21 protein-coding genes and 1 CRISPR repeat array are annotated in these 22,504 nt (G+C 71.3%); of the genes, 12 read left to right on the forward strand and 9 right to left on the reverse strand.

From position 1 onward, the window contains the following. Nucleotides 1-94 precede the first annotated feature (94 nt). From MANAM107_RS10805 to uppS, 6 genes are all read left to right on the forward strand, one after another. Entirely contained in the window at nucleotides 95-982 is an 888-nt protein-coding gene (locus tag MANAM107_RS10805) for an ABC transporter ATP-binding protein (protein WP_223908234.1), read from the forward strand. Continuing rightward, nucleotides 979-1,824: an ABC transporter permease gene (locus tag MANAM107_RS10810; RefSeq protein ID WP_223908235.1), complete on the forward strand. Its 846-nt coding sequence runs from the start codon at nucleotides 979-981 to the stop codon at nucleotides 1,822-1,824. Before MANAM107_RS10805 ends, MANAM107_RS10810 begins: the two co-directional genes overlap by 4 nt. 1 nt (nucleotide 1,825) lies before the next feature. Beyond that, complete coding sequence (locus MANAM107_RS10815) at nucleotides 1,826-2,065, forward strand: helix-turn-helix transcriptional regulator (RefSeq protein ID WP_223908238.1); 240 nt, start codon at nucleotides 1,826-1,828, stop codon at nucleotides 2,063-2,065. A gap of 284 nt (nucleotides 2,066-2,349) precedes the next feature. Beyond that, a CRISPR array of direct repeats spans nucleotides 2,350-2,743; the repeat unit is 37 nt; unit sequence GTCAGAAGGCACCCCGCGCCATAAGGTGCATTGAGAC. Between the two features lie 1,109 nt (nucleotides 2,744-3,852). Continuing rightward, entirely contained in the window at nucleotides 3,853-5,652 is a 1,800-nt protein-coding gene (leuA, locus tag MANAM107_RS10820; protein ID WP_223908240.1) for a 2-isopropylmalate synthase, read from the forward strand. Between the two features lie 246 nt (nucleotides 5,653-5,898). Next, the gene (recO, locus tag MANAM107_RS10825; protein ID WP_223908242.1) at nucleotides 5,899-6,648 is read left to right on the forward strand and encodes a DNA repair protein RecO; all 750 of its coding nucleotides are present in this window, start codon (nucleotides 5,899-5,901) and stop codon (nucleotides 6,646-6,648) included. A 90-nt stretch (nucleotides 6,649-6,738) separates the two neighbouring features. Continuing rightward, nucleotides 6,739-7,518, forward strand: coding sequence for a polyprenyl diphosphate synthase (uppS, locus tag MANAM107_RS10830; RefSeq protein ID WP_373314100.1), 780 nt, complete (start codon nucleotides 6,739-6,741; stop codon nucleotides 7,516-7,518). Between the two features lie 213 nt (nucleotides 7,519-7,731). On the opposite strand, the gene MANAM107_RS10835 is transcribed toward uppS, so the two are convergent. The 6 genes from MANAM107_RS10835 to MANAM107_RS10860 all read right to left on the reverse strand — a co-directional run bounded on the left by MANAM107_RS10835 (nucleotide 7,732) and on the right by MANAM107_RS10860 (nucleotide 12,027). Then, the gene (locus tag MANAM107_RS10835; protein ID WP_223908244.1) at nucleotides 7,732-8,223 is read right to left on the reverse strand and encodes an SRPBCC family protein; all 492 of its coding nucleotides are present in this window, start codon (nucleotides 8,221-8,223) and stop codon (nucleotides 7,732-7,734) included. Continuing rightward, nucleotides 8,220-8,546, reverse strand: coding sequence for an ArsR/SmtB family transcription factor (locus tag MANAM107_RS10840; RefSeq protein ID WP_223908246.1), 327 nt, complete (start codon nucleotides 8,544-8,546; stop codon nucleotides 8,220-8,222). The genes MANAM107_RS10835 and MANAM107_RS10840 overlap by 4 nt, the downstream gene beginning before the upstream one ends. Nucleotides 8,547-8,733: 187 nt before the next feature. Then, a complete protein-coding gene (locus tag MANAM107_RS10845) occupies nucleotides 8,734-9,147 on the reverse strand; it encodes a Fur family transcriptional regulator (protein WP_223908249.1) in 414 nt (137 codons plus the stop codon). After that, nucleotides 9,144-10,034, reverse strand: coding sequence for a metal ABC transporter permease (locus tag MANAM107_RS10850; RefSeq protein ID WP_223908253.1), 891 nt, complete (start codon nucleotides 10,032-10,034; stop codon nucleotides 9,144-9,146). Before MANAM107_RS10850 ends, MANAM107_RS10845 begins: the two co-directional genes overlap by 4 nt. Next, a complete protein-coding gene (locus tag MANAM107_RS10855) occupies nucleotides 10,034-10,930 on the reverse strand; it encodes a metal ABC transporter ATP-binding protein (protein WP_223908256.1) in 897 nt (298 codons plus the stop codon). The genes MANAM107_RS10850 and MANAM107_RS10855 overlap by 1 nt, the downstream gene beginning before the upstream one ends. 11 nt (nucleotides 10,931-10,941) lie before the next feature. Further along, complete coding sequence (locus MANAM107_RS10860; RefSeq protein WP_223908257.1) at nucleotides 10,942-12,027, reverse strand: metal ABC transporter substrate-binding protein; 1,086 nt, start codon at nucleotides 12,025-12,027, stop codon at nucleotides 10,942-10,944. A gap of 168 nt (nucleotides 12,028-12,195) precedes the next feature. Here MANAM107_RS10860 and MANAM107_RS10865 point away from each other — a divergent pair, with 168 nt between their 5' ends. Next, on the forward strand, nucleotides 12,196-13,587 hold the full coding sequence (locus tag MANAM107_RS10865; RefSeq protein WP_179899476.1) for a glycine--tRNA ligase: 1,392 nt from the start codon (nucleotides 12,196-12,198) through the stop codon (nucleotides 13,585-13,587). A 119-nt stretch (nucleotides 13,588-13,706) separates the two neighbouring features. Beyond that, nucleotides 13,707-15,080, forward strand: coding sequence for a YibE/F family protein (locus MANAM107_RS10870; RefSeq protein ID WP_373314101.1), 1,374 nt, complete (start codon nucleotides 13,707-13,709; stop codon nucleotides 15,078-15,080). Nucleotides 15,081-15,142: 62 nt separating this feature from the next. Here the strand turns inward: MANAM107_RS10870 and dusB are convergent, their stop codons facing one another. Beyond that, nucleotides 15,143-16,333, reverse strand: a complete 1,191-nt coding sequence (gene dusB / locus MANAM107_RS10875) for a tRNA dihydrouridine synthase DusB (RefSeq protein WP_263421964.1) — start codon at nucleotides 16,331-16,333, stop codon at nucleotides 15,143-15,145. A gap of 331 nt (nucleotides 16,334-16,664) precedes the next feature. On the opposite strand from dusB, the gene MANAM107_RS10880 reads away from it, so the two are divergent. The 3 genes from MANAM107_RS10880 (at nucleotide 16,665) to MANAM107_RS10890 (ending at nucleotide 18,818) form a co-directional block, all read left to right on the forward strand. Beyond that, a complete protein-coding gene (locus MANAM107_RS10880; protein ID WP_223908259.1) occupies nucleotides 16,665-17,390 on the forward strand; it encodes an SDR family oxidoreductase in 726 nt (241 codons plus the stop codon). Continuing rightward, complete coding sequence (locus MANAM107_RS10885) at nucleotides 17,387-18,247, forward strand: SDR family oxidoreductase (RefSeq protein WP_223908260.1); 861 nt, start codon at nucleotides 17,387-17,389, stop codon at nucleotides 18,245-18,247. The genes MANAM107_RS10880 and MANAM107_RS10885 overlap by 4 nt, the downstream gene beginning before the upstream one ends. A 73-nt stretch (nucleotides 18,248-18,320) precedes the next feature. Next, nucleotides 18,321-18,818 carry a SixA phosphatase family protein gene (locus tag MANAM107_RS10890; protein WP_179899498.1) on the forward strand — a complete coding sequence of 166 codons (498 nt, stop codon included), beginning with the start codon at nucleotides 18,321-18,323 and terminating at the stop codon, nucleotides 18,816-18,818. A gap of 59 nt (nucleotides 18,819-18,877) precedes the next feature. On the opposite strand, the gene serB is transcribed toward MANAM107_RS10890, so the two are convergent. Next, complete coding sequence (gene serB / locus MANAM107_RS10895; RefSeq protein WP_223908263.1) at nucleotides 18,878-19,591, reverse strand: phosphoserine phosphatase SerB; 714 nt, start codon at nucleotides 19,589-19,591, stop codon at nucleotides 18,878-18,880. Between the two features lie 114 nt (nucleotides 19,592-19,705). Next, entirely contained in the window at nucleotides 19,706-20,950 is a 1,245-nt protein-coding gene (locus MANAM107_RS10900) for a glucose-1-phosphate adenylyltransferase (protein WP_223908265.1), read from the reverse strand. Nucleotides 20,951-21,253: 303 nt separating this feature from the next. Between MANAM107_RS10900 and glgA the strand changes: the two genes are divergently transcribed. After that, nucleotides 21,254-22,483 (forward strand): glycogen synthase, encoded by a 1,230-nt coding sequence (gene glgA, locus MANAM107_RS10905; RefSeq protein WP_223908267.1) that lies wholly within the window; start codon nucleotides 21,254-21,256, stop codon nucleotides 22,481-22,483. The last annotated feature ends 21 nt before the right edge of the window (nucleotides 22,484-22,504 follow it).

The raw sequence follows: 22,504 nt of genomic DNA on the forward strand, positions 1-22,504 counted from the left end.
CCCGGTTCGCCCCACGCAGGACTGTCCTTGCCGCATGACGATATGTAGTAGTAGTGCTACACTAGATCGTGTATCCACTGTGAGGAGGTGTGCCATGTCAGAGGTGGTCCGATGCGAGGGCCTGGACTTCTCCTACGGTGCCCTGCCAGTGCTGCGATGCGTGAACCTGAGCATCGGCCGGGGTGAGGTGGTCTGCCTGCTGGGCCCCAATGGGGCGGGCAAGACCACCCTGGTCGAGCTCCTCCTGGGCTCGCTGCGCCCGTCCTCGGGCGCCGTGCGGGTCCTGGGCCGTGACCCCAGGCGGGCGGGTCCGGCTTTCTGGGCCCGGATCGGACTGGTCCAGCAGAACTGGTCAGACCACCCCAAATGGCGGGTGCGCGACCAGCTGGAGTGGATCCGCTCGGCCCAGCGGACCGTCGTCGACCAAGTGCTTCGGGCGGAGCAGGCCCTGGCCGCCGTCGGCCTGGAGGACAGGGCCTCCGCCCGCCTGGGCGACATCTCGGGCGGGCAGCGGCGCGCCGTCGACCTCGCGGCCGCGCTGCTGGCCCGCCCCGAGCTGCTCATCCTCGATGAGCCCACCACGGGGCTGGATCCTGCCGCCAAGGCCCGTATGCACGACCTCATCCTGGATCAGGTCGACCAGTCGGGCGCCACGGTGCTCATGACCACCCACGACCTGGCTGAGGCCGAGCGCATCGCCTCGCGCATCCTCATCCTGGCCGGGGGAGGGATCGTGGCCAACGGCACCGCCACGCAGCTGCGCGAATCCCTGCCGGGTCGGGCCGAGGTCACCTGGATCGAGGGCGGCGGCCGCCACGTCCACGTGACCGACCGCCCCGAGGAGTTCATCAGCACCCTGGATCTGGAGCACGTCAGCAGCCTGTCCGTCTCGCGCTCCACCCTGGAGGAGGCCTATCTGGCGCTCGTGGCCAGGGCCGGCTCCGCCGGTGGACTGCCGACCGGGAAGGAGAATCAGCCATGAGTCCCATCGCCGTGCCCCTGGGAATCCTGCGGGCGGGAGTCCGCCAGGCCCTGGCCGACCTGCGCCCCCAGTTCCTCAGCGCAGGGGTCGTCTCCGTGGTCCTGCCTGTGATGATCGTTGTGCTCGTGGCCCGGACGCAGGCGGACGTCCCCGATGCGGGCGGCCTGTCCTTCGGCAGCGTCCTGGCCGCCGGCGCTGTGGGCTCCTTCAGCGCCCTGGCCGTCATCCAGATCGCCAACGAGGCCTACCAGGACCGGGCCGGCGGGGCGCTGCTGCGGGTGAGGATCCTGCCTCACGGGCCCATGGTCTGGGCGGTGGGCAAGACCATCTCCTGCGTGGTCACCGTGCTGGTCACCCAGTGCTCCCTGCTCCTGGCCGCCTCGCTGCTCATCGATGGGGTGTCGCTCGATCCTGCCGACGCCTTGCTCAGCCTGCTGGCGCTTCTCCTGGCGTCGCTGGCGGTTGCGCCGATCGGCTTCCTGGTGGCCTCGGTGGCTCGCAGCGCCTATGGCCTCATGGCGACCACTGCCGGGGTCATGGCGCTGCTGGTCACCAGCGGGTTTGCGATCCCGATGACGCAGATGCCCCTGTGGCTCCAGCGGCTGCAGTACGGCATGCCCTTCTACTGGGCGGGTCACCTGAGCCGGTGGCTGCTGGTGGGCTTGCCCGCCTGGGAGCCCGGGGGGCGCTTCCAGCCTGTAGTAGCTATTGGGGTGCTGGCGGCGTGGGCGGTGGTGGGCTTCGCCGTTGTCCCCTTCATTATCCGCCGTTCGGTCGATCAGGAGACCATCGGCAGCCTGTCGCGCATGCAGGCCAAGATCCGCCGCCAGACGGGCATGTGATATGGCGCCGGGAACCCAGGAGGCCGACGCCATTCACAACCGCATCGCCGTCATGCGCGCCGACCGCAGGGTCAGCCGTCGCCAGCTCGCCGAGGCCCTGGGCGTGCACTATCAGACCGTGGGCTACCTGGAGCGCGGGGAGTACGCCCCCTCCCTCCACCTGGCGCTGCGGATCGCCCGCTATTTCGAGGTGCCGGTGGAGTCGGTCTTCTCCCTGGAGGAGTTCCCGCCGCTGGGCTGAGGTCCGGGCGGGAGTGCCGGCCGGGCTGGCGGGATGGGCGACGAGCAGGACCTTGGTCCTGCATATCGGATGTCTGATGTTGGCGGGGGAGGGGGACTTCTCCGCATGGTGTCGTTGGATTCCGGGTGGCGGGGGCGTTGGAGGGGCGTCGCTGGCGCTGTGGTGTTGACCTGCGTGGATGTGGTACAAAGGGGTTTGTGCCGGGGCGGTCTGGAGGGTGCCGACGGGTCGCCTGCGCTGCGCCTCGTATCGCTGCTGGTCACAGGGGGTGATTCGAGGGGTGGGTCAGAAGGCACCCCGCGCCATAAGGTGCATTGAGACGGTGATGATCTGCATGGGGTCTCCTAACCGATGTGTCAGAAGGCACCCCGCGCCATAAGGTGCATTGAGACTCACCTCCTTTCGGGTGGTGGGGACGGGTTAGAGCTGTCAGAAGGCACCCCGCGCCATAAGGTGCATTGAGACTCACCTCCTTTCGGGTGGTGGGGACGGGTTAGAGCTGTCAGAAGGCACCCCGCGCCATAAGGTGCATTGAGACTCATTGAAGCGATGCCGGTGTTTTCGCGGTTGTGTCAGAAGGCACCCCGCGCCATAAGGTGCATTGAGACCCTCTCCCTGCTGAGATATATCTCCAGGTCAGCGTCAGAAGGCACCCCGCGCCATAAGGTGCATTGAGACCTTGTTCCACATGGGCTGCACCCACTTGTAGAACAGTTAGAAGGCGCCCGCGCACAATTGCTTTCCGCTGGGCTTGTCGTTCTCTGCTGGGTGATCCGCATCCTGCCCGGTGAGATCGGGCTATGTGACCCAGCGGGATGCGAGTGACCCAGCGAGACGCGGGAGAGTCCGCTGTACCGCGGGTGCGCCCCTCATGGCGGAGACGATTCCTGTGTGGGTTCTGGTCTGAGGCTGGTCGGGGGAGATGTGCGGATTGCTGAGTCGTCTGCAGATCGCTGGGGTTGTCGGTGGATCGGAGGGGTCCCAGGGGTGCGAAGTACTGACAAGCCCTGCGATCTGCAGACAACCCCGCGAAGTGCTGCCAACCCGGCGAACGGGGGCCGGTCTCCACTAACAGCGGCAGCCACCGCTACGGCCTGGCCCGCAAGAGGATCCTCGTCCTCGGCCGGGCGTTGGAAGATGCTCTGGCCGGGCCACAACTGCGGCCCCGATGGCCAGGAAGACACTTGCCTTCCATCGGGCGGGTCCTGGGCGATGCCTCGGGACGTCTACCGCGATAGTCTCGACCTTGCCAGCCAAGGGCCATGGACACCACTCCTGTGCCCTGCGCGGTGGCCGGGCTCAGTTGTCCTCGCCCGTCAGGGTGATGGCCACAACCTCGGTGACCTGTTCCCCGAGAGTGTGGGCCCGTCCCAGCATGGGCACGGCTGGTTTCCCGCTGGGCTTGCCGTTCTCTGCTGGGTGATCCGCATCCTGCCCGCTGAGATCGGCCAATGTGACCCAGCGGGATACGGAGAACCCCGCGGGATGCGGAGAACCCCGCGGCGCAGGCCGGCCCCGTCCCTGCCATCACCCCCACCCTCGGCACCATCTGCCCACCCCTCCTGCCCACCCACCCCCAGTCCACACTGCGTCGCAGCCTGACAGGGATGCGGATTCGCGATAGGTTCATCCCGTGCGAGCGATCCTGCGGCCCTGCCAGGGCCTGCTGCTTAGTCGCCGCGGCGGGGCCTGACAGGCCGGCACCCCGACCGCGGCTGACGCCCATGCCCGGCCCGCGGCGACCCAGGTCGCCGGGCACCCACGACGCACGCCCCAGGAGACACCCCATGCGCACCGCCCGCCCTGCACCCCAGCAGCCCTCAGGCATGCCCTTCCAGAAGTACCGGCCGTTCCTGGACACGGTCGCCACCGACCTGCCCGACCGCACCTGGCCCACCAGGCGCATCACCCAGGCGCCCCGGTGGCTGTCCACCGACCTGCGCGACGGCAACCAGTCCCTCATCGAGCCCATGGGCCCCACCGCCAAGCGCTCCATCTTCGACCTGCTGGTGGCCATGGGCTTTAAGGAGATCGAGGTCGGCTTCCCGGCCGCCTCGCAGACCGACTTCGACTTCGTGCGCTCCCTGGTCGAGGACGGCGCCATCCCCGAGGACGTCACCATCTCGGTCCTCACCCAGTCGCGCGGCGACCTCATCGAGCGCACCCTGGACGCCTGCGTGGGCATCCCGCGGGCCACCGTCCACCTCTACAACGCCATCGCCCCCCTCTTCCGGGAGGTCGTCTTCCGCATGGACCGCGGCCAGGTCCGCGACCTGGCCGTCGAGGGCACCCGCCAGGTCATCGCCCGCGCCGAGAAGGTCCTCACCCAGGACACGGTCTTCGGCTTCGAGTACTCCCCGGAGATCTTCGTCGACGCCGAGCGCGAGTACGCCCTGGAGGTCTGCAGCGCCGTCATGGACGTCTGGCAGCCCGAGGACGGGCGCGAGATCATCCTCAACCTGCCGGCCACCGTCGAGCGCGCCACCCCCAACGTCTACGCCGACCAGATCGAGTGGATGAGCCGCAGCCTGCCCCACCGCGAGCACGTGTGCCTGTCCCTGCACAACCACAACGACCGGGGCTCGGGCGTGGCCGCCACCGAGTTGGGCCTGCTGGCCGGGGCCGACCGCGTGGAGGGCTGCCTGTTCGGCCACGGGGAGCGCACCGGCAACGTCGACCTGGTGACCCTGGCCCTCAACCTGTTCAGCCAGGGCGTGGACCCCATGCTGGACATCTCCCGCATCGATGAGATCCGGCGCACCGTCGAGCGCGCCACCGGCATGGATGTGCCCCCGCGCACCCCCTACGCCGGCGAGCTGGTCTACACCTCCTTCTCCGGCTCCCACCAGGACGCCATCAAGAAGGGCTTCGCCGCCCGCGCCGCCCAGGTCCAGGCCCGCCGGGCCGAGGGGCTCGGCGAGGAGCAGGCCGAGACCGCCGTGCCCTGGTCCATGCCCTACCTGCCCATCGACCCCCACGACGTGGGCCGCTCCTACGAAGCCGTGGTGCGGGTCAACTCCCAGTCCGGCAAGGGCGGGGTGGCCTATCTGCTGGGCACCACCCGCAAGCTCGACCTGCCCCGCCGCCTGCAGATCGAGTTCTCCCGCATCGTCCAGCGCCACACGGACACCTATGGCGGCGAGGTCGACGCCTCCGGCCTGTGGCGCATCTTCGCCGACGAGTACCTGCCGGCCGACGGCGTGGGCGGGGAGGGCCAGGAGCACCTCGAGGGCCTGGAGCCCTGGGGCCGCTATGCGCTCAAGGGCGCGACCCTGACCTCCAACGGCGAGGGGGAGTGCTCGGAGCTGACCGTCACCGTTGCCGATGGCGGTCAGGAGCGCGAGCTGGTTGCCCAGGGTAACGGTCCCCTGGACGCCTTCGTCACCGCCCTGGAGACCACCGGGCTGGAGCTGCGGATCCTGGACTACGCCGAGCACGCCCTGTCCCGGGGGCGCGACGCCCAGGCCGCCGCCTACGTCGAGTGCGAGGTGGACGGCCAGGTCCTGTGGGGCGTGGGCATCGACCACTCCATCACCACCGCCTCCTTCAAGGCCGTCATCTCCGCGGTCAACCGCGCCCTGCGCTGACCCTCTCGCAGTGCCCGCGGCAGCGCCGGCGGCGGCCGGTAGCTTTCCAGGCAGCAGTGGTCGGGTGCGGGTGGGGGTGCTCGCAGGCGTGGCGGGGCTGGCGGGAGCGGCGCGAGGAACGAGCGACGCGGATGGTAGCCAAGAGCACCCCCACCCGCACCCGCCTGCCTCCCACTCGCCCCCAGTGACGGACTCGGCCCTGGTCGCAGCGTCCTGGCGGGTGCCGGGCCGTGAGAGACTGCGGCCGTGACGAGCAGGCTGTACCGCGACGAGGCCGTGGTACTGCGCACCTACAAGCTCGGCGAGGCCGACCGCATCATCGTCATGCTCACCCGCCACCACGGCCAGGTGCGTGCCGTGGCCAAGGGCGTGCGCCGCACCTCCTCGCGCTTCGGCGCCCGCCTGGAGCCCTTCTCCATGATCGACGTCCAGCTCCACGCCGGGCGCAGCCTCGACGTCGTCACCCAGGTAGAGACCATCGACCCTTTCGGGCGGGCGATCTGCGCCGACTACGCCATGTTCACCTGCGCCTCGACCATGGCCGAGACCGCCGAGCGCCTCAGCGCCGACAACGGCGACCTGGGCACCGAGACCAGCCCACAGCAGTACCTCCTGCTCGCCGGGGCCCTGGCGGCCATGGCCCACCGGCGCCACGCCCCCGGCCTCATCCTGGACTCCTACCTGCTGCGCTCCCTGGCCCTGGGCGGGTGGGCCCCCTCGTGCTACGACTGCGCCCTGTGCGGGGCGCCCGGGCCTCATGGGGCCTTCCACATCCAGGCCGGGGGTGCGGTGTGCGAGACCTGCCGCAGCGCCGGTGCGGTGGTGGTCGACCCCGCGGCCATGGCACTGTTGGGGGCACTGCTCTCCGGGGACTGGCCGCTGGCCGACGCCTCGGGGAAGCGTGAGCGCTCCGAGGCATCCGGCCTGGTCTCGGCGTACACAACCTGGCATCTGGAGCGCCGACTGCGCTCCCTGGCACTCGTGGAAAGGGCATGAGCCGTGGCATCTGATGACCCCCGTCGCGCACCGGAGGCTCCTGGGCCCGACGACCCGCGGGCCGAGCCGCGCAACGAGCTGATCCCCGAGATCCCCGTCTCCGCGCCCACGCCGCTGCACCGCCCCGGACTGACGCCTCCGGCCATCGAGCCCGCCAGGCTCCCCGCCCACATCGGACTGGTCATGGATGGCAACGGGCGCTGGGCCAACGCCCGCAACCTTCCCCGCACCGAGGGCCACCGGGCGGGGGAGGCCAACCTCATCGACGTCATCGCCGGCGCCGTCGAACTGGGGGTCCAGGAGCTGAGCGCCTACGCCTTCTCCACCGAGAACTGGAGGCGCTCACCGGCCGAGGTGCGCTTCATCATGGGCTTCACCCGCACCGTCCTGCGCGAGCAGCGCGACCAGCTCCACTCCTGGAATGTGCGCGTGCGCTGGGTGGGCCGCACCCCGCGGCTGTGGCGCTCGGTGCTCTCCGAGCTGCGCGCCGCCGAGCGCCTGACCGCTGGCAACACCGGCATGACCTTCAACATGTGCATCAACTACGGGGGGCGCGCCGAGATCACCGACGCCGCCCGGGCCATCGCCGAGGATGTGGCCGCAGGCCGCCTCAAGCCCTCGGCGATCTCCGAGAGCCTCTTCCAGCAGTACCTCTACTCCCCGACGATGAGAGAGGTCGACCTGTTCGTGCGCACCGGGGGAGAGCGGCGCACCTCCAACTTCCTCCTGTGGTCCTCGGCCTACGCCGAGCTGTACTTCTCCGACCTGCCCTGGCCCGAGTTCGACCGCACCGAGTTGTGGAAGGCCTGCGAGGACTACGCCCTGCGCGAACGGCGCTTCGGCGGCGCCATCGACCGCGTCGCCCCCTGAGTGCCAAGGCCTACGCCACCGGCCCGCTGGGTGACTCGATTACTGCTGGGTCACTCGTATCCTGCTGGCCCGGATGGCACTGTTCGGGCCAGCGGAATGCGGGTCACTCAGCGAAACGTGGGTGATCCAGCGAAACCCACTGCCACTATGAACAGCCCTGGAGGTGCCCTGCCCATCGCGGGGCGCTCAAGGCCCACGACCTCATCAGGCCCCTCAGGCCTCCTTGGCGGTGATAAGCCCCTGGCCGGTCTCCACCACGCTCTTCAGCCCGCTGAGCACCAGCATCCAGCCCTCTCCTGCCACGCCGTCGGCAGTGATGGGGGAGTGCTCCAGGTGGTCGTGGGTGACCCTCAGCAGGCAGTACCCACCTTCCTGCTCGGTGATCTCCCAGGTCACGCGGCTGGCGGGCTCGTCGTGGGCCCGGGGGTCGTACAGGGAGCGCCAGGTGTGCACCAGACGGTGGGGCGGGTCCCATTCGGCGATAGTCCCGCGCCCCCACAGGCTCTGCCCGTCGGGCGACAGGTAGTTGAAGGCGCCGTCGGGACGGGCCTCGGTCTGGACGGCCGACCCGTAGAAGTACTGCCTGGTCAGCTCTGGTGTGGTGATGGCCTCCCACACCGCCTGGGGCGTGGCGCGGATGAAGAGCTGGTAGATCTGTGGGACTCCCGAGCTCGGGGGAGGGGTGGTGTTGGTGGCTGCGTTCATGGCTGGTCCTCTAATACTGATTTCAGATCGATGAGGTGCTGGCTGAATCCGGTGGTGTAGGGGTTCATCCACCGGTGGTGGATCTGCTGGATGGGGACTGGATTGAGGTAGTGCGCAGTGCATCGCCCCTCGCGCCGCATCACCACCAGACCGGCGTCTTGCAGGATGCGCAGATGCTTGGCCACGCCGAAGCGGCTCATCTCGAAGCCCTCGGTGAGCTCGGCCAGCGACTGGCCGTTGCGGGAGCGCAGCCGGTCGAGCAGCGCCCGGCGAGTGCGGTCGGCCAGTGCCTTGAAAACCCTGTCCTGATCGTCATCGTCCACCGCCTCATGATTGGTGACTGTATAGTCACATGTCAAGAGGCGGTCCGTGCGGTGCAGCTATGGGGCATGACAGGAGTCGGGTTCAGTGCGAGGAGGCGCTCCTGCGGGATCGGCCCCGGCGTCACCCCTGGGCGCCGCCGCCCCGCGAGGCGCATGGCCCGCCCATTCCCGAGCTCCGCCCTCAGTCTCAGTCCCCGACGGCGGAGCAGGAGCCGCACAGGCCGAAGAACTCCGCGGTGTGCTCCATGGCCGTGAAGCCGTGGGCCTGGGAGACCCGGTCGATCCAGGCCTCCAGCTCACCGCCGGCAACCTCCACCGTGTGACCGCAGCTGCGGCACACGATGTGGTGGTGGTGCTCGGAGCGCTCGCAGGCCCGGTAGAGCAGCTCCCCCTCGGCGCTGCGCAACTGGTCGACGTCGCCGGACTCGGCCAGGGACTGCAGGTTGCGGTAGACGGTGGCCAGGCCCACCTTGGTCCCCTCGGCCTCCAGGGCGGAGTGGATCTGCTGGGCGGAGCGGAAGCCCTCGGTGCGCGCCAGGATATCGGCCACCGCGGCGCGCTGGCGGGTGGCCCGGGGGCGGATCGTGGTCTTCTCGCTCATGGGCTGGCCTCCTGATGACGACGTGCCCGACGGGACAACCGTACCGCCCCGACCACGGCGGTCAGAACCGCTACGGCGGCGTAGGCGCACACCAGCAGCACCACGATCATGGCGCCGGGCGACAGGCGCACGAAGTAGGTGATCGTCAACCCGCTGACGCAGGCCACCACGCCCAGGGCCATGGCCAGGTGCATGGTGCGGGTGAAGGAGTGGGAGACCAGCTGGGCGATCGCCACCGGCACGATCATCACCGCCGAGACCATGAGTGCGCCCACCACCCGCATCGACACCGAGACCGTCAGGGCCGCCACCATGGCGATGACGATATTGAGGGCCCCGGTGGGCAGGCCGCAGGCCCGGGCGAACTCCTCGTCGTGGCACAGGGCGAACAGAGGTCCGCGCAGGCCCAGGCCCACCAGGAGCACCCCGGCGGCCAGCACGATGGCGAACCAGGTATCGGAGACCGAGACCGTGGCGATCGAGCCGAACAGGTAGGAGTTGAGGTTCGTCGTCGTTCCGCCGGCCAGGGGCATGAGGATGACGCCCCCGGCGATGCCCCCGTAGAACAGGATCGCCAGGGCCACGTCCCCGCGGGTGCGGCCGCGGGCCCGGATGACCTCGATGACCACCGCCCCCAGGACGCTGGCCAGGATCGCCCCGGGGATGGCCAGGGCGTCGCGCGGACTGGCGTGCGCCGCGGCGCCGGCCAGCCAGCCCAGGGCGACCCCGGTCAGCGCGATATGGCCGATGCCATCGCCCAGGAGCGCCAGGCCCCGCTGAACCAGGTAGGTGCCCACCACCGGGGCGGACAGGCCCACCAGGACGGCCACGATGAAGGCCCGCTGCATCAGGTGGGTGGAGAGCATGGCGGTCAGGTCGGCAAGCATCAGGGGTGCTCCTCTCGGGGCAGTCGGGCGCGCAGCACCGGCGCGTGGTGGACCGGTGGGGCCTGCTCGCCGTGGGGGTGCTCGTGCTCGCAGTCCTGGGTGGTGTCGTGGCCGATCTCGTCATGGCGGGCGTGGTCGTGGCGCTCGGGCCGCAGGTCGGCGGCCCGGCCGTCGCTGAGGACCCGGCCGTCCTGGAGTACCACGGCCCGCTGGACGACCTCGGCCAGCTCGCCCATCTCGTGCAGCACCGTGATGAGCGTCAGCCCACTGCTGCGCAGCCCGGTGAGGATCGCGGCCAGGGACTCGCGGCTGGCCCGGTCGATGCCCGCCAGGGGCTCATCGAGGATGAGCAGCTCAGGGCGGCGCACCAGGGCGCGCGCGATGAGCACGCGCTGGGCCTGCCCGCCGGAGAAGACCTGGACGTGGTCGCGGGCGCGGTCCGCCAGGCCGACGGCGTCCAGCGCCTCCATGGCCCGCCTGCCGGCCCGGGGGCCGCGGTCGCCCCAGGGGCGCCGTGGCCCCAGCAGTCCCGAGCGCACCACCTCCAGGGCGGTGGCCGGCACCCCCGAGGCGGCGGTGACCCGCTGGGGCACGTAGCCCACCCGGTCCCACTCCACGCCGCGGCGCTGGTGCACCTGCCTTCCCAGGAGGCGCACCGAGCCCGCCACCGTGGGCACCAGCCCCAGGATGGTCTTGACCAGGGTCGACTTGCCCGAGCCGTTGGCCCCCAGGAGGGCCACCGACTCTCCTCGGCCCACACGCAGACTCACCCCGTCCAGGATGAGGGAGGAGCCCAGGACGACACTGACGTCCTCGACCTCCACCAGCGCGGGTGACGGCGGCGACGCCGCCCAGGAGTTCCGGGGCGGCGTCGCACTGCTGACGGAATGGCTCATGTCGGGGCGGATCACGTGCAGGACAGCCCGGTGCGCAGAGCCTGCAGGTTCGCCTTCATCCCATCGACGTAGCTGCCCTTCTCAGGGGCCGACTCCATGGGGCTCAGAACAGCGGTGGTGGCGCCCGTCTCGCTGGCCAGGGCGTCGGCGGTCTTGGTGGAGACCAGCTCCTCGGTGTAGATCGTCGTGGTCCCGGTCTCCTCCACGACCTTCTTGATCGCCGCGATCTGGGCGGGGCTGGGCTCGGCCTCGGGGTCGATGCCCGAGACCGAGGCCTGGGTCAGTCCGTAGCGCTCGGCCAGGTAGCCGAAGGCGGAGTGGGAGGTGACGAAGGTCGTGCGCTCGCAGGTGGCCAGGCCCTCCTGGTAGCTGGTGTCCAGGGAGGTCAGCTCGGTGGTGAGGGCCTCGAGGTTCTTCTGGTAGTCGGCGGCGTGGTCGGGGTCGGCGGCCGAGAGGGCCTCCTCCACGGCGGTGGCCGCTGCGCTCATGCGCTGGGGGTCGAGCCAGAAGTGCGGGTCGAGGCCGTCGGAGTGCTCATGGTCGTGGTCGTGGGCCTCCTCGGTGCCGTGGTCGTGGGCCTCCTCGGTTCCGTGGTCGTGGCCCTCCTCGGTGCCGTGGTCGTGGGCCTCCTCGGTGCCGTGGTCGTGGTCATGCCCATGATCGTGGTCGTGCTCCACGCCGTCGTGGTGGACCAGGTCGGCCTGGGCCGACAGGTCCAGGACCGTGGGCCCGGAGACCTGGGCGACGGCGTCGTCGAGCGAGGGCTGGAATCCCGGGACATAGGCGATGATGTCGGCCTGGCCCAGGGCGGCGACGTCCTTGGGGGAGAGCTCGTAGTCATGGGGCTCGACATTCGTCGGCGTCACCGAGGTCACGGTGACGTGCTCCCCGCCGATGGTCTCGGCCAGGAAGCCGATGGGGTAGAAGGAGGTCGAGACGGCCAGCGAGCCGCCGTCGGCGCCTCCCGAGGAGTCCTCCCCGCTCAGGGCGGAGCAGGCCGTCAGGCCCGCTGCCAGGATGAGTGCCGCGCCTGCCGCGGCCGCGCGGCGCAGTGGGCGCGCCGCGGATGTGCTCGTCGAATCATTCATGCGAATCATTCTCAACGCATCGGGTGGTCGGGTCAAACCGCGCCACGCCCCTTCGTGAGACGCCTCGCACCCGCGGCCATCCAGCCCATGGCGGCCACCGGGGGCGGGCCGCCTACACTGGCCCCACTCGTTCCCGCCAACCAGGTGGGATCGCGACGACTCCCAAGGAGAGAACCGGTGGCACAGACCCCCTCACGCCTCGACGCCGTCATCAACCTGGCCAAGCGCCGCGGTTTCGTCTTCCCCTGCGGCGAGATCTACGGAGGCACCCGCTCCGCCTGGGACTACGGGCCCCTGGGCGTGGAGCTCAAGGAGAACATCAAGCGCCAGTGGTGGCAGTACATGGTCCGCTCGCGCGACGACGTCGTGGGCCTGGACTCCTCGGTCATCCTGCCTCGCGAGGTGTGGGTGGCCTCCGGGCATGTCAACGCCTTCACCGACCCGCTGGTCGAGTCCCTCCACACCCACAAGCGCTACCGGGCCGACGAGCTCATCGAGGCCTACGCCGAGCGCAAGGGCCTGGACCCCGACACCGTCCAGCTCTCCGACGTGCCCGACCCCGTCACCGGCCAGCCCGGCTCCTGGACCGAGCCGCGCGCCTTCTCCGGCCTGCTCAAGACCTACCTGGGCGCGGTGGACAACGAGGAGGGCCTGCACTACCTGCGCCCCGAAACCGCCCAGGGCATCTTCGTCAACTTCGCCAACGTCATGGGCGCGGCCCGCAAGAAGCCGCCCTTCGGCATCGGCCAGGTGGGCAAGTCCTTCCGCAACGAGATCACCCCCGGCAACTTCATCTTCCGCACCCGCGAGTTCGAGCAGATGGAGATGGAGTTCTTCTGCGAGCCCGGCACCGATGAGGAGTGGCACCAGTACTGGATCGACTACCGCAAGGCCTGGTACGTCGACCTGGGCATCGACCCGGACAACATCCGCCTCTACGAGCACCCCGCCGAGAAGCTCTCCCACTACTCCAAGCGCACCGTGGACCTGGAGTACCGCTTCGGCTTCGCCGGCAGCGAGTGGGGCGAGCTGGAGGGCATCGCCAACCGCACCGACTTCGACCTGTCCACCCACGCCGAGCACTCCGGCAAGGACCTGTCCTACTTCGACCAGACCCGCAACGAGCGCTGGACCCCCTATGTCATCGAGCCGGCGGCCGGGCTGACCCGCTCCCTCATGGCCTTCCTCGTGGAGGCCTACCACGAGGACGAGGCCCCCAACACCAAGGGTGGCGTGGACAAGCGCATCGTCCTCAAGCTCGACGCGCGCCTGTCCCCGGTCAAGGCCGCCGTCCTGCCGCTGAGCCGCAAGGAGGAGCTGACCGGGCCCGCCCGCGAGCTGGCCGCACGCCTGCGCCGCTCCTGGAACGTGGACTACGACGATGCCGGTGCGGTGGGCCGGCGCTACCGCCGCCAGGACGAGGTCGGCACCCCCTTCTGCCTGACCTACGACTTCGACTCCCCCCAGGACGGGGCGGTGACCGTGCGCGAGCGCGACACCATGGCCCAGGAGCGCATCCCGCTGGAGGGCGTCGAGCGCTACCTGGCCGAGCGCCTCGTGGGCTGCTGACCGGTCCCTGAGCCCACCGCGCATCCCCGGCCGCCCATCCTCGGCGGCCGGGGATGCGCCGTCATGGGGAGTGCCGGCATCGGGACGGCGCGGCCACCGGGGCGCCCGCGGGGTGCATGATGGTCCGCGTGAGCCACGAGACGACGTCGGAGACCGCCCCATCGGACAGCGCCCCCCAGCCGCCCCACGGCACGGGCGGCCATATCCACTCCCACTCCCACTCCGGCCCCCTCAACCTCGACGCCTACGAGGCCCAGGTGGTACGCACCGTCCTGGCCATCATCGTGGGGGTCCTGGTGATCGCCACCCTGGTGGGCCTGGCCATCCTGTGGCCGGGCAGGAGCACGCTGGTGGGCTCGCGCCCCTTCGCCGTCGAGGGCGTGGCCCTGGAGACCGCCACCGTCACCTCCCGCGATGTCGAGGACTGCCAGGACGCCACCGGCGCCCTGGAGGGGGTGTCCAACGGCGCCCTGCTCAAGGACGCGGTGTGCGCCACCATCAACTCCGGCGCCGGCGAGGGCCTGGTCATGCCCGTGCACATCCCGACCGAGTCGCTGCGCATCGCCAAGCCGGGCGACACCCTCCAAGTCATGTACTCCCCGGAGGCCGTGGCCTCGGGCACCCCCTACGTCTTCGTGGACTACCAGCGCCAGGTTCCCGTGGCGGCCCTGAGCGTCCTCTACCTGGTTCTCGTGGTGGCCGTGGCCGGGCGCAAGGGCGCCCTGAGCGTCCTGGGACTGCTGGTGGCCACCGCCGTGCTCGTGCTGTTCATGATCCCCGCGCTGCTGGCCGGCTCCTCCCCGCTGGCGGTCACCCTCGTGGGCTCCATGGCCATGATGCTGGCCGCCGTCTACGTGGCCCATGGGGTGAGCGTGCGCACCACGACGGCGCTGCTGGGCACGGTGGCGGGCGTGGTCATCACCGTGGTGCTCTCCCTGTGGGGCACGGGCACCGCCCGGCTGACCGGCGCCACCGACGAGTCCGCCCTGACCCTGGCCTCGGTGGTCGAGGGCATCGACCTGCAGACCCTGCTGACCTGCGGCATGGTCATCGCCGGGCTGGGGGTCCTCAACGATGTCACCATCACCCAGGCCTCCGCGGTCTGGGAGCTGCACGCCGCCAACCCCGCGATGTCGGGCGCCCGCCTGTTCACCGGGGGCATGCGCATCGGGCGGGACCACATCGCCTCGACCGTCTACACCCTGGCCTTCGCCTACGCCGGCACAGCCCTGCCCCTCATCCTGTCGGCCGCCCTCATCGACCGGCCCGTGATGGGGACACTGCTGTCGGGGGAGATCGCCGAGGAGATCGTGCGCACCCTGGTCTCCTCCATCGGCCTGGTCCTGGCCATCCCCGCCACCACCGCCATCGCCGCCGCCCTGTGCCGCATCACCGTTCCGGTGGAGGAGGACGAGGACATCGAGGGCCCTGAGCAGGCCGAGCGCATCGAGCAGGCCGAGGAGCCCGGGGGCCTGGCCGCTCGCGGTGCCTGACCCGCCGCCGCTGGCCTGCCTGACCCGCCGTCGCTCAGACGCCGCTGCGCGGGCCGTCTCGCTCAGCCCCCGGAGACGTCGTGCTCGGCGTCGGCCAGCATCTCGCGATCCGCGTGGGCCAGGTAGGGGGAGTCCAGCCAGCCCTCGGGCAGGTGGGGGGTCTTGGGGCTGCCGGCCCGGCCCCGCGGGCCCTCGGCGGCCGCGCCCGGGAAGGGCACCTGCTCGGGCAGCTGGGAGCGCATCCGGGCCAGGCCTGCCTCCAGGGTGGCCAGGTCCCGCACCTGCATGAGCATGGCGCGAGCCGCCCCGCCCACCGGGTAGCCCTTGAGATACCACCCCACATGCTTGCGCAGATCGCGCACACCCCGGTCCTCACCCATCTCCTCGGCCAGCATCCGCCCGTGCTCGCAGATGACGGCGATGACGGCGTCCAGATCGGGGCGGGTGCGCTCCTCACGCCCGTGCATGGCCGCCACGATGTCGGCGAAGAGCCAGGGCCGCCCCTGGCAGCCGCGCCCCACCACCACGCCGTCGCAGCCGGTGGAGCGCATCATCTCCACCGCGTCCTGGCCGCTCCACACATCCCCGTTGCCCAGCACCGGCAGGCTGGTGGCCTCCTTGAGCCGGGCGATCTGGTCCCAGCGAGCCGTCCCCGAGTAGTGCTGGCGGGCGGTACGGGCATGCAGGGCCACGGCGCTGATCCCCGCATCGGCCGCGGCCCGGGCGGCGTCCAGGAAGGTCTCGTGGGACTCATCGATCCCCAGGCGCATCTTGATGGTCACCGGCACCTCGCGCTCCCGCCGCGCCGCCCTGGCGGCCTGCCCCGAGGCGCGCACCGCCTCGCCCATGATGGCCGCCAGCAGGTCGCGCTTCCACGGCAGGGCCGCGCCCCCGCCCTTGCGGGTGACCTTGGGCACCGGGCAGCCGAAGTTGAGGTCGATGTGGTCGGCCAGGTCCTCCTCCACCAGGATCCTCACCGCGGCTCCCACCGTGGCCGGGTCGACCCCGTAGAGCTGGATGGAGCGCACCCGCTCGCCCGGATCGGTGCGCACCATGCTCAGGGTCCGCTCGTTGCGCTCCACCAGGGCCCGGGTGGTGACCATCTCGGTGACGTACAGCCCGGCGGGACCGGTCAGGCCGCCCTCGGGCGTGGGCTGGGGCCCGGGCCGGGAGGGGCGCAGCGCCTCGGGCAGGGCCTCCTCGGCGAAGCGGCGGCACAGCCTGCGGAAGGAGGCATTGGTGACCCCCGCCATGGGGGCGAGCTCGACCGGCGTGGCGACCTCGATGGGGCCGATGCGCAGCGGGGCTGCCTGCGGTGCGTGCGTGGGCGATGCGTCGACGGGGGTATTCTCAGCGGTGGTCACCGGGCCATGCTGGCACAGGGCCGGCGCGGACCGGCACAGGCGTGACGCAGGCCGCGCGCGACCGGCCGCGCGGGGTCAGCATGCGGCCAGCGTGGGGCCAGCGTGGGGCCAGTGTGGGGTCAGTATGGGGTCATGGCCCGCCGGGCCGGGTCCGTCGTGGCGCCCGGGCCCCGGAGGGCCGGACCCGCGCCCCGCGGCATCATTCCTCTAGGGTGAGGGCGTGAGTGAGCAGACCGCCCCCGAGCCGCGTGCCGTCGTCGTCACCGGCGCCTCGCGCGGCATCGGGGCCGCCGTCGCCGCGGCCCTGGCCGCCCGGGGGGAGCGCGTGGCCGGGATCTCCCGCAGCGGCACCGCCCCCGACGGCGTCCTCCCCCTGAGCGCCGACGTCAGCGACCGCACCGCCCTGGCGGCCGCGATGAGCGCCGCCGCCGGCGCCCACGGCCCCGCCCAGGTGCTCATCACCGCCGCGGGAGTGAGCTCCCCGGCCCTGGCCGCGGGCATCGGCCCCCAGGCCTGGGATGAGGCCCTGGGGGTCAACCTCAGCGGCACCTTCAACGCCGTCCAGGAGGCCCTGCCCGCCATGATGCGCCAGCGCCGCGGCGCCATCGTCCTGGTCTCCTCGGTCCTGGCCGCCCGCGGGGGAGTGGGCACCGCCGCCTACGGGGCCTCTAAGGGCGGGGTCGAGGGGCTGACGCGCAGCCTGGCCCGCGAGCTCGCGCCCCGGCGCATCACCGTCAACGCCGTCGCCCCCGGATTCGTCGAGACCGACATGACCGCCTCCCTGACCCCTGCCCAGCGCGAGGACCACCTGCGCCAGATCCCCCTGGGGCGCTTCGCCGACCCCCGGGAGGTGGTCGGCCCCATCCTCTTCCTGGCCTCCCCGGGGGCCTCCTACGTCACCGGCGCCGTCCTGGGCGTCGACGGCGGACTGGGGATGGGCCGGTGACCCCGGCGGAGTCGGCGGACTCGGTGGGCCCGGTGGGCCCGGCGGAGCAGGTGGGCCCGGCCCCCGGTCTCCTGGCGGGCCGCACCATCGTGGTCACCGGGGTGCTGCGGCCCACCTCGATCGCCACCTCCATCGCCGCCCTGGCCCACCGCGAGGGTGCGCGGGTCCTGCTCACCGGCGCCCCGGCCACCATCGGCGCCACCCGCTCCCTGGCCCGCCGCCTGGGACTGGAGGAGGCCCTGGCCCTGGATGCCTCCGACCCGGCGCAGCTGGCGGCGCTGGAGGCCGACCTCAGGGCGGCCGGCGTCGAGCGCCTCGACGGCCTGGTCCACGCCATCGCCCACGCCGACCGCGGGCTGCTGGGCACCGTGCTGCCCGACCAGGCGGGGCCGCCGGAACAGGCGGTGCTCAGGCAGCGCCGTCTCCAGGAGGCCTTCACCACCTCCGCAGCCTCCCTGGTCGAGCTCACCCAGGCGGTGCGCCCCCTGCTGGCCCCCGGTTCCAGCGTGGTGGCCCTGACCTTCGAGTCCACCCGCGCCCACCCCGGCTACGGCTGGATGGGCCCCCTCAAGGCGGCGCTGGAGGCCGGTGTGCGCTACCTGGCCGCCGAGCTGGGCGGGCAGGGGGTGCGCGTCAACGCCCTGAGCTGCGGTCCCCTGCGCACCCCGGCGGCCTCGGCCATCCCGGGCCTGGACGACATGGCCGCCCGCTGGGCCCGGGCCGCGCCCCTGGGGTGGTCGGCCGAGGACGCTCAGCCGGTGGCGCGCAGTGCCCTGGCCCTGCTCTCCGACTGGCTGCCCGCCACCACCGGGCAGGTCCTGCGCGCTGATGGCGGGGCCTTCCTGGCCGGTCCCTGAGCGTGACGGCGCCCCGCCGTCGTGCATCGCCCCAGTGCCGTAAGGTGGCACTGTGACAGCACAGACAACGGATATGAGGCGCCTGGTCCTCGTGCGCCACTCCAAGGCCTCCCACGATGCCCTGACCGACATCGAGCGCCCGCTGACCGCCAAGGGGGCCGCGCTGGCCGATCTGCTGGCCCGCGAGCTGCGCAGCCGCCTGATATCCACCGATCTGCTCCTGGTCTCCCCGGCCGCCCGCGCCCGTGACACCGCCCGGCCCATCCGCAGCCGACTGGAGCCGGCGCGCACCAGTGTCCATGAGGAGATCTACACCATGGGCGCCACCGGGATCCTGGATCTGCTGGCCCAGGAGGGCCGGGATGCGCGCTCCATCGTCGTGGTGGGGCATGAGCCCACCGTCTCCATCCTGGGGCACATGCTCCACGACACCGATGACGACATCGCCGCCCAGATCTCCTTCGGCGTGCCCACGGCCACCGCCGTCCTCATCGATGTGCCCACCACCTGGACCCGGCTCGAGCCCCGCAGCGCCCGCATCCGCGAGATCTTCACTGCCCGCCGTCGCTAGCCCTAACCTTCGACAATTTGCATGAGATCGTACTTCTCCAGGCCCGGAAAAGGCCGATCTCATGCAAATTGTCGAAAAGAAGGGGGTGATGGGAGGAGGTCGAGGACGGCGCGCAGATCGCGCACGTGCACCGCGGCGGGCGCCTGGTCCACCACCACCGGCTTGGCGCAGAAGGCCACCCCCAGGCCCGCCGCACCGATCATGCCCAGGTCATTGGCGCCATCGCCCACCGCCACCGTGCGCTCCATCGGCACCCCATCGGCAGCCGCCCAGGTGCGCAGCAGCCGCTCCTTCTCCGCGCGGTCCACCACCCGGCCCAGCACCCGCCCGCTGAGGCCCCCTCCATCGACCCCCAAGCGGTTGGCCGCCACATGGTCCAGGCCCAGCCGGGAGGCCAGCGGGCCGACCACCTCCATGAAGCCCCCCGAAACCACCCCCACACGGCAGCCACGGGCGTGGAGCTCCTCGATGAGCTCCACGGCCCCGGTGGTCAGGCTCACCTGCCGGCCCACCTCCTCCAGTGCGCTGACGGGAACGCCCCGAAGGGCCGCGACCCGCTCATGCAGGGAGGCGGTGAAGTCCAGCTCTCCGCGCATCGCCCGCTGCGTGATCCGCGCGACCTGCTCGCGAACCCCCGCGTGCTCGGCGATGAGCTCGATGACCTCCTGGTCGATGAGCGTGGAGTCCACATCCATCACCAGCAGGCCCGGGCCCTCCTGAAGCAGTGGGCCACTGGCGCGCGCGCCGCTGACGCGGTCGGGGGAGGAGGTCATAGCCGCATGCTAGCGACCATGCGCGCGGGGCGCCGTCGTCGGGGGGAATCGACGACGGCGCCCCGCCAGCTGGGCTGACCGGCCGGCCATCGGGCCGCCGGCCCCTGCCGGGCCTCAGCGCGTGACCGCCTGGCCCTTGGCCACCACGGTGATGCCCGACTCGGTGACGGTGAAGCCGCGCTCACGGTCGTGCTCGGGGTCGATGCCCACCATGGCGCCCTCCTCCACGCGCACGTACTTGTCCAGGATGGCGCGGTTGACCACGGTGTTGCGGCCCACCTCCACCCCGTCCATGAGCACCGACTCGCGCACCGAGGACCAGGAGTTGACCCGCACCCCGGGGGAGAGCACCGAGGAGATCACCTCACCGCCCGAGACGATGACGCCGGGGGAGACGATGGAGTCCACCGCGTGGCCCAGGCGCTCGTGGTGCCCGTAGACGAACTTCGCCGGGGGCATGGCCGTCTGGTAGCCGGCGAACAGCGGCCAGCGGTCGTTGTAGAGGTTGAACACCGGGGTCACCGAGATGAGGTCCTGGTGCGCCTCGTAGAAGGCGTCCACCGTTCCCACGTCGCGCCAGTAGTCGCAGTCTCGCTCCGAGGAGCCCGGGACGTTGTTGTCCTTGAAGTCGTAGACGCCGGCCCGGCCCTGGGCCACGAACCAGGGCACGATGGAGCCGCCCATGTCGTGCTTGGAGGTCTCGTCGGCCGCATCCACGGTGACGGCCTCCAGGAGGGCGTCGGCGTCCATGATGTAGTTGCCCATGGAGGCCAGGACCTCCTCGGGGGAGTCTGGCAGGCCCGGAGTCTCCTTGGGCTTCTCCACGAAGGCCTTGATCTTGCCGCGGTTCTCCGGCGCCGTCTCGATGACGCCGAACTGGTCGGCCAGGGAGCGCGGCTGGCGGATGCCGGCCACCGTGCAGGGCAGCCCCGAGGCGATGTGGTGCTCCAGCATCTGGGAGAAGTCCATGCGGTAGATGTTGTCCGCGCCGGTGATGACCACGTAGTCCGGCCGCTCGTCGTCGAGCAGGTTGAGGGACTGGAAGATGGCATCGGCCGAGCCCAGGAACCAGTGCTTGCCCACGCGCTGCTGGGCGGGCACCGGGGCGATGTAGTTGCCCAGCATGTCGGACATGCGCCAGGTCTTGGAGATGTGGCGGTCCAGGGAGTGGGACTTGTACTGGGTGAGAACCACGACCTTGAGGAAGCCGGAGTTGATCATGTTGGACAGGGAGAAGTCGATGAGCCGGTAGATGCCGCCGAAGGGAACGGCGGGCTTGGCACGGTCCACCGTCAGTGGCATGAGGCGCTTGCCTTCACCGCCTGCCAGGACGATTGCGAGAACACGAGGTTGAGCCATGTGGCCCACACTACTTCCCCGGGGCGGCTTAGGGGAGGTATTGGCGTGACGGAATCATCAAACCGTGCGCCTCCCGCCTCCCTCGGGCCCAGCGGGCGCCTCACCCCTGGCCTACGTCCCAGATACGGCCCGCTCCGGCTGCTGGAGGCCGTCGCTGGGGCCCAGAAGATCAGATCAGTGCGCCGAACGCTTCCGCAGCGGGCACGGTACGGCTACCGTCGGATGTGCAGCCCGGCACATCTCGGGCCGCCACCCAGACACCACCGCTGGTGCGAGATCAGCCCCCTAAGGAGAGGCACACCCATGAGGGTCGACCTGCTGACCAAGGAGTACCCGCCCTTTATCTACGGCGGCGCCGGAGTCCATGTCAACGAGCTGGCCAAGGTGCTGCGCCCCCTGGCCGACGTGCGCGTCCACGCCTTCGGAGGCCCCCGCGAGCCGGGCACGGAGGGGGCCGACGACGGCGTCACCGGCTACCCCGAGATCGCCGAGCTCGAGGAGGCCAACGCCGCCCTGCGCACCTTCGGGGTCGACCTGGAGATGGCCCAGGGCACCGCCGGGACCGACCTGGTCCACTCCCACACCTGGTACGCCAACCTCGCCGGCCACCTGGCGGGCCTGCTCCACGGTATCCCCCACGTCATCTCGGCCCACTCCCTGGAGCCGCTGCGCCCCTGGAAGGCCGAGCAGCTCGGGGGCGGCTACGCCCTGTCCTCCTGGGCGGAGAAGACCGCCTACGAGGGGGCCGCGGGCATCATCGCCGTGTCCAACGGCATGCGCGAGGACATCCTGCGCTCCTACCCCGCCGTGGACCCCGAGCGGGTCAAGGTGGTCCACAACGGCATCGACCTGGAGGCCTGGCAGCGCCCCGAGGGGGAGCAGGCCGACGCCGAGGCCGCCGCCACGCTGGCGCGCCTGGGCATCGACCCCGACCGGCCCACCGTCGTCTTCGTGGGCCGCATCACCCGCCAGAAGGGGCTGCCCCACCTCCTTCGCGCCTGCGAGATGCTGCCCGACGACGTCCAGCTCGTCCTGTGCGCCGGCGCCCCCGACACCCCCGAGATCAAGGCCGAGGTCGAGGCCCTGGTGGCCGGGCTGCGCGAGAAGCGCACCGGCGTGGTCTGGATCGAGGAGATGCTCCCGCGCCCCGAGCTCATCGCCGTGCTGGCCGCCTCCGACGTCTTCGTGTGCCCCTCGGTCTACGAGCCCCTGGGGATCGTCAACCTGGAGGCCATGGCGGTGGGCCTGCCGGTGGTCGGCTCGGCCACCGGGGGCATCCCCGACGTCATCGTCGAGGGCGAGACCGGCCTGCTCGTGCCCATCGAGCAGGTCCAGGACGGCACCGGCACCCCCATCGACCCGGCCCGCTTCGAGGCCGACCTGGCCGAGCGCCTGGCCGCCCTGGTCACCGACCCGGCGCGGGTGGCGGCCATGGGAGCGGCCGCGCGCAAGCGGGTCGAGGACCACTTCGCCTGGGAGGCCATCGCCAAGCGGACGATGGAGGTCTACGACTGGGTCCTGTCCCAGGGCTGAGCCTGCCGGCCCTGCCGGGGC

Source organism: Actinomyces capricornis (assembly GCF_019974135.1).
Classification (GTDB): Bacteria; Actinomycetota; Actinomycetes; order Actinomycetales; family Actinomycetaceae; genus Actinomyces; species Actinomyces capricornis.

Bases quoted from the DNA above. Each gene is read 5' to 3' on its own strand.
- MANAM107_RS10805 (WP_223908234.1), top strand. From the start codon at position 95: ATGTCAGAGGTGGTCCGATGCGAGGGCCTGGACTTCTCCTACGGTGCC.
- MANAM107_RS10810 (WP_223908235.1), top strand. From the start codon at position 979: ATGAGTCCCATCGCCGTGCCCCTGGGAATCCTGCGGGCGGGAGTCCGC.
- MANAM107_RS10815 (WP_223908238.1), top strand. From the start codon at position 1,826: ATGGCGCCGGGAACCCAGGAGGCCGACGCCATTCACAACCGCATCGCC.
- leuA (WP_223908240.1), top strand. From the start codon at position 3,853: ATGCGCACCGCCCGCCCTGCACCCCAGCAGCCCTCAGGCATGCCCTTC.
- MANAM107_RS10835 (WP_223908244.1), bottom strand. From the start codon at position 8,223: ATGAACGCAGCCACCAACACCACCCCTCCCCCGAGCTCGGGAGTCCCA.
- MANAM107_RS10845 (WP_223908249.1), bottom strand. From the start codon at position 9,147: ATGAGCGAGAAGACCACGATCCGCCCCCGGGCCACCCGCCAGCGCGCC.
- MANAM107_RS10850 (WP_223908253.1), bottom strand. From the start codon at position 10,034: ATGCTTGCCGACCTGACCGCCATGCTCTCCACCCACCTGATGCAGCGG.
- MANAM107_RS10855 (WP_223908256.1), bottom strand. From the start codon at position 10,930: ATGAGCCATTCCGTCAGCAGTGCGACGCCGCCCCGGAACTCCTGGGCG.
- MANAM107_RS10860 (WP_223908257.1), bottom strand. From the start codon at position 12,027: ATGATTCGCATGAATGATTCGACGAGCACATCCGCGGCGCGCCCACTG.
- MANAM107_RS10870 (WP_373314101.1), top strand. From the start codon at position 13,707: ATGGTCCGCGTGAGCCACGAGACGACGTCGGAGACCGCCCCATCGGAC.
- dusB (WP_263421964.1), bottom strand. From the start codon at position 16,333: ATGGCGGGGGTCACCAATGCCTCCTTCCGCAGGCTGTGCCGCCGCTTC.
- MANAM107_RS10890 (WP_179899498.1), top strand. From the start codon at position 18,321: ATGAGGCGCCTGGTCCTCGTGCGCCACTCCAAGGCCTCCCACGATGCC.
- serB (WP_223908263.1), bottom strand. From the start codon at position 19,591: ATGACCTCCTCCCCCGACCGCGTCAGCGGCGCGCGCGCCAGTGGCCCA.
- MANAM107_RS10900 (WP_223908265.1), bottom strand. From the start codon at position 20,950: ATGGCTCAACCTCGTGTTCTCGCAATCGTCCTGGCAGGCGGTGAAGGC.
- glgA (WP_223908267.1), top strand. From the start codon at position 21,254: ATGAGGGTCGACCTGCTGACCAAGGAGTACCCGCCCTTTATCTACGGC.